Source organism: Haemophilus sp. HMSC71H05, assembly GCF_001838635.1.
GTDB lineage: Bacteria > Pseudomonadota > Gammaproteobacteria > Enterobacterales > Pasteurellaceae > Haemophilus_D > Haemophilus_D parainfluenzae_R.
Genome location: NZ_KV838025.1, coordinates 1 through 327, shown reverse-complemented (window position 1 = coordinate 327; position 327 = coordinate 1). Strand labels below are relative to the sequence as shown.

Annotated in this window: 1 pseudogene; it reads left to right on the top strand. The window is 37.3% G+C overall.

Features of this window, described 5'->3' with window-relative positions:
• Window positions 1–327, top strand: a pseudogene (locus HMPREF3279_RS10125) (histone); the annotation flags it as partial.

Here is a 327-nt window from a genome sequence, read left to right as displayed (position 1 = left end):
TGCTGAAGTGAAAGATGCGGCTGAAGATAAAGCAAAAGAAGTAAAAAAAGCAGTTTCAGAAGCAAAAGATGAAGCTGCAGATAAAGCATCTGAGCTAAAAGATGCAGCTGAAGATAAAACTGTAGAAGCAAAAGAAGCGGCTTCAGAAGCAAAAGATACAGTTGTAGACAAAGTAGTTAAATTCAAAGATGCAGTTGTAGATAAAGTTGCTGAAGTAAAAAATGCAGTTTTTGAAGCAAAAGATGAAGCTGCTGATAAAGCGGCTGAGTTAAAAGATGAAGCTGAAGATAAAGCTGCTGAAGTGAAAGATGCGGCTGAAGATAAAGC